This is a genomic window from Paraburkholderia sp. RL18-085-BIA-A (genome assembly GCF_046027075.1).
Taxonomy (GTDB): domain Bacteria; phylum Pseudomonadota; class Gammaproteobacteria; order Burkholderiales; family Burkholderiaceae; genus Paraburkholderia.
This window is the reverse complement of record NZ_JARESU010000291.1, coordinates 1-4415: the sequence shown is the minus strand read 5'-3', so window position 1 is coordinate 4415 and position 4415 is coordinate 1. Positions and strand designations below refer to the sequence as shown.

Below are 4415 nucleotides of genomic sequence, written 5' to 3'. Positions count from 1 at the left end.
TACCTCTTTGCATGCCGTGCCGAGGCCGTCGCCGTGGCCGGGGTGTGGGACCCTGTGCGGCCACAAGCGGCCCGTGGCTGATCGAGGAATCTACACTTGCGCGTATCCGGAGCTGTTCATAAAGGAGACATTTGCGCAGATTGGCGCCGCGACGGTCGGCGCCACCGTGGCCTTGGCCAACACGGCAGCGGCTACATCAAGCCGCCTACGGCGCGAACGGCGCTTACGACCGCGTGGTGTCAGCGCCTTGAGGAACGCCCAGAGTTGACTTGCTGCCCTCGCGCGGCGCAACCTTCGGAGTCAAATTGACGGCCAACTGGCGAAGCTGCGCTTCACACGGTATGGTGGGCGTGGCGGCCGGTAGCCTGTCCGCGTCGCGTCCAAGGTTTGCCTTCCAACACAACCGGAAAGGGGCTAGGTCTGCTCGACCACCGTTGCCCCGCGTCCGTTTTGGATCACCATTGGCGCAGGCTTACGACCAGAGACGGAGAATGGAACTGTGAGCGACTTCGTTATCGCGTTGATCGTCTTTGTATGTGTATTCGGCAGCGCGCTGATTGGCTTGTTCCTGCGTCCCATGCTGCCGCAGGATCACCTTGGTGATGATTCAATCGGGGTCGTGAAGCTGGCGATCGGCCTGATCGCGACGATGGCCGCGTTGGTGCTTGGCCTCCTGATCTCCTCGGCGAAAAGCTCATTCGATACAGTGAACAGTGAACTGGTGCACAATGCCGCCGGTGTCGTTCGCCTCGATCGCGTGCTAGCCCAATATGGACCTGAAACGCAGGAGCTCCGTGGCCTGCTTAAGCAGAGCTACGGCACGTGGATCCAGACACTCGCTTCCCGCGACCCTGCGCAGGTGGCCTCACTTAGCAGCATCCATGAGTTAAGACGGGTGGAAGGCCTTCAGCACAAGCTGAAGGAACTCTCGCCGCGTAACGCAGAGCAGCGTGAGCTGCAGGCGAACGCCATCCAGATTGCCAATGAAGTGCTGGCTCTGCGCGGGCTGGCGCTGCTGCAAGCGGTGAGTTCACTCCCTACACCGCTGCTGGTAGCCCTGGTGATGTGGCTATCCATCATCTTCGGCGCGTTTGGCCTGCTCACCCCCGTCAACGGTACAGTCATTGCAGCGTTGTTTTTGGGCGCGTTATCCACTTCCGTGGCAATTTTCCTGATACTGGAAATGACCGCGCCGCTAATCGGGCTGTTTACAGTCTCATTTGCCCCTCTGCGCGACGCGCTCGCCATACTTGCTCAGTAGCTGCATAGAGCTCAGCGCCGCCGCACAATCCTGCCGACTGTCCGCTTCACCCGGGCGGCTGCGAATCGGAGGGCTGAATGTCTCTTCAGGGTCCGGACTCGGCCCTTGGTTGTCGTCGCGGCCGTATCTCTGATAAGGCTTCGCTATAATCAATCGCTTCCCGGCGTCGCAATGTCGAAAAAATGTCTTCCAAGCGAAACAGATACCCCGGCCGAGCCCGCAGGCCGCTGACGAAAGCACTTCTATTGCCGATGAATCGCGCCTCCGCAAGTGAACGGTCGCTGTCCTGTCATCTTACGTTGGTCGCATGCCGCGAGGGACATGGCAACAGCCATCTGGTCAATGAACTTATGCGCGCGGTGTACCTGAGCCGGTATCTGCAGCGTGCTGGTTATGGCAACCAACTGGTGGAGCAGTTCAAGATCGCCGAATCTGCGGTCGAGAACACCTTGGCGCACGCTCATGAGACGGGGGAGTGGCGGCTCGCGTCTGAGGTAATCAGCGACTTTGAAGCGCTGCTGGCGCTGTATGACGCCCAGCTCGCAAGGGCTCCTCTTCACGAAGTATTCGAAGCAGAGCGGCAGCTGAGAGGGTTTTTGATGGGAACAGACAATTCCCCGATCCCATAATTACGCATTCCGACTCCGTTGTCTTTGCCGCCGCGATCCAGCCTGGTGTCGTCAGAAGACGCATTCTTTGTCCTTCTCCTATTTGGAGTACACCAGCAACTGCCCACCGGCAGTGGGCCACCGCGTTGCACCGAAACGCGCTACGGTCGGACTGGGTACCACATGCTATTGAGACCATCGGCTTGATGGTCCCCTGGCTTCCTGTCCATTCGACCGAGATATAACGTTGCCCCTGGTACGCCCACTGTGGTTCACCCGATGCGCTGGTAACGATTGTTAAACTGCCCGGCGGCGGCCAGTGAAAGGCCAAAGCGCTGCATCAGCCACAGCGAGAGCAACGAGTTCACGACCAGGCCGCCGGCAAATGCGTCCACACTGAAGAGCAGCGCCAGGCGCGTGACGATGCCTCGCGACGGGCCCAGCGACACGCTGCGTGATCGTTCCTGGGCCGGCGGTTCGGGCAACCTGCGATACAGGAACCACAGAGCAACTCCGACCAGCGCGTAGACGCCGAACAATCCGCGCGGGGCTGCGAGCAGTGACCAGCCAGCATGCGCGACAAGCCAGCCCGGGATCGCTGCCGCCAGAGCGCCTACTGCAGCGGACACGGCGCCCACCAGACTGTAGCGCGCGAATATCGCTGTGCGCGCATCGCCGCCGGCCGAACCAGCGAGGCGTGCCTGTTCCAGCGGCAGGAACAGGCTGACGTCCCCCGAACTTGGATTCAGCGTTCCGACGAACGCAACGAGGAGTAGCGGCCACAGTGCAGACAGTCCGGCGAAGCCCATGCCGGTCGCGGCCATCAAACCTGCCGCCATAGTGAGCATGCGATGCAGCGGATAGCGACCAGCGAACAGTCCAACCAGGATCGTCGCCAGCGCCGATCCGATCAGCGTCGCGCTGCTGACCAGTCCGACGTCCAGTTGGCCGAAACCGAGCGCGAGCAGGTACGCCGGCAGCAGCACGGCGACAAACCCATCGCAGAACCCACGCAAGCCGCGACCGATGAGCCGGGGCAGCGCGCCTGCGTCCGCACCGGCGGGCAGCATCAGGCGCGACACCGCACCGCGACCTGCGATCGAGGCCGCTGTCCTAGGTGCGCGCATCGCCCTGACACCACGCATAGAGCGCGTCGTAGACAACCATGCCGTACCGCAGCTGTTCGTGATCGTCGTCGAAATTGCGCGACAGTCCCACGGAAATCGCATAGAGTCCGCTCGCTTCGGGCGCGAGGTCGAGTCGGCTGGTGTCCGCCCCACGCACGATCTGCGCGAGTTTCAGCAGCGCGGAGTCCGTCAGCTGATACTTCTGCAGGAACGCATCGAAACTGCACAGCTCGCCGTGGTGACCCAGCTCGACGTTCGGCACGTCATAGGGAATGGCACCGGTTTCCTGTGCCACCCGCAGCACCTCATCGCGCGGCACATAAAGGAACTCGGCCTCCCTGTCGATGTACTTGACGATCAGCCACGGACAGGCGATGCGGTCAACCTTGGGACGTTCGCGTGTGATCCATTTCATGGTGTTCTCCGTGCAGCAGTGATGTGTGGGCGGCGCCCGCTCAATCGTCGTCGTCTTCGCCGGTGTTGGTGGCGACCACCTTTCCGCTTTCGTCGATGAGCAGCTCCTGCTTCTGGCTGCCGGAAACCAGCGCTACGGAATAGCGGGTCGTGCCTTTCGCGGTCTGCTTTTCGATTTCGCCGACACTGCGGCCTTGTGCCTGCTGCGCGATCGTTGCCTTGACCGGCGCCGGTACCCGCGACAGGCTGACAGCTTCCTGATAGCGCCCTTCGGAGGGTCTCTCCTTACACCCGGACACCGCGAGGCCGGCGGCCAGAACGAGACTGGCTAGAGCCAGCGGATGAACACGAATCGACATGACATGCTCCCGGTTGGTGGCGATGCGTTATCGACGTCGTTCAGACACCAAGTATGTCGAATCGCGTCGCCACCTTAGTCCAGTTGATGTTTTGCATGAAGGCATCCACATAGGCTGCAGCCTTTGGGCCGAAATCGATGTGGTAGGAATGCTCGTACATGTCCAGCGCGAGAATCGGTGTGCCGTCAGCGAGCGTGTGCGCGTGATCGGACGCCCACTGGTTCGTGAGACGGCCCAGGCGTGGCGAGTAGCTCAGCAACACACAGCCGAATGAGTTCGCCAAATTGGCCACCGCCCGCACAGCGAAAATAGCCATCGTCGGATACCCCGCCAGCCTTGTTCCCAGACCAGCAACGAAACTCAGTCCGGCGAGGATCTCGATGGCGCGAGGGATCGTGCCGGCGGCAACCATGCCGAACAGCAACGATGGCTTTTCGTGATAGAACGTGAACAGTTGCTGGATGCTTCCATCGACGGGGCAAAGCAGCAGCACGCCGACCGCGAGCCGGGCCGGCACAATCCACTGCGGCCCTTCCGCGTTGACCGCGGCAAGCGATCCGGATCGGGTCAGAAAGCGCATGGTCATGTCCCCAGCCTGTATTGGATCAGCCTTCTTCGCCAGCCTCACGCATCATCCGGTTCACGT

5 protein-coding genes and 1 pseudogene are annotated in these 4415 nt (G+C 61.5%); 2 read left to right on the top strand and 4 right to left on the bottom strand.

Annotated elements, in window-relative coordinates; translation table 11 throughout:
• The first annotated feature begins 499 nt into the window (after window positions 1-499).
• Complete coding sequence (locus P0D89_RS51175; protein WP_408370518.1) at window positions 500-1261, top strand: bestrophin-like domain; 762 nt, start codon at window positions 500-502, stop codon at window positions 1259-1261.
• Between the two features lie 251 nt (window positions 1262-1512).
• On the top strand, window positions 1513-1890 hold the full coding sequence (locus P0D89_RS51170; RefSeq protein WP_408370520.1) for a hypothetical protein: 378 nt from the start codon (window positions 1513-1515) through the stop codon (window positions 1888-1890).
• A 278-nt stretch (window positions 1891-2168) separates the two neighbouring features.
• Here P0D89_RS51170 and P0D89_RS51165 read toward each other — a convergent pair.
• The 4 genes and pseudogenes from P0D89_RS51165 to P0D89_RS51150 form a co-directional block, all read right to left on the bottom strand.
• A pseudogene (locus P0D89_RS51165) lies at window positions 2169-2996 on the bottom strand (MFS transporter); the annotation flags it as partial.
• On the bottom strand, window positions 2983-3411 hold the full coding sequence (locus tag P0D89_RS51160; protein ID WP_408370522.1) for a chromate resistance protein ChrB domain-containing protein: 429 nt from the start codon (window positions 3409-3411) through the stop codon (window positions 2983-2985). The gene P0D89_RS51160 and the pseudogene P0D89_RS51165, both read right to left, overlap by 14 nt.
• Before the next feature lie 40 nt (window positions 3412-3451).
• Window positions 3452-3769 carry a hypothetical protein gene (locus P0D89_RS51155; RefSeq protein WP_408370524.1) on the bottom strand — a complete coding sequence of 106 codons (318 nt, stop codon included), beginning with the start codon at window positions 3767-3769 and terminating at the stop codon, window positions 3452-3454.
• Window positions 3770-3809: 40 nt separating this feature from the next.
• Window positions 3810-4349 (bottom strand): Fe-Mn family superoxide dismutase, encoded by a 540-nt coding sequence (locus tag P0D89_RS51150; RefSeq protein ID WP_408370525.1) that lies wholly within the window; start codon window positions 4347-4349, stop codon window positions 3810-3812.
• Window positions 4350-4415: the final 66 nt, after the last annotated feature.

Excerpts from the sequence above, each read along its gene's own strand:
- P0D89_RS51170 (WP_408370520.1), top strand. The coding sequence starts at position 1,513 with ATGAATCGCGCCTCCGCAAGTGAACGGTCGCTGTCCTGTCATCTTACG.
- P0D89_RS51160 (WP_408370522.1), bottom strand. The coding sequence starts at position 3,411 with ATGAAATGGATCACACGCGAACGTCCCAAGGTTGACCGCATCGCCTGT.
- P0D89_RS51155 (WP_408370524.1), bottom strand. The coding sequence starts at position 3,769 with ATGTCGATTCGTGTTCATCCGCTGGCTCTAGCCAGTCTCGTTCTGGCC.
- P0D89_RS51150 (WP_408370525.1), bottom strand. The coding sequence starts at position 4,349 with ATGCGCTTTCTGACCCGATCCGGATCGCTTGCCGCGGTCAACGCGGAA.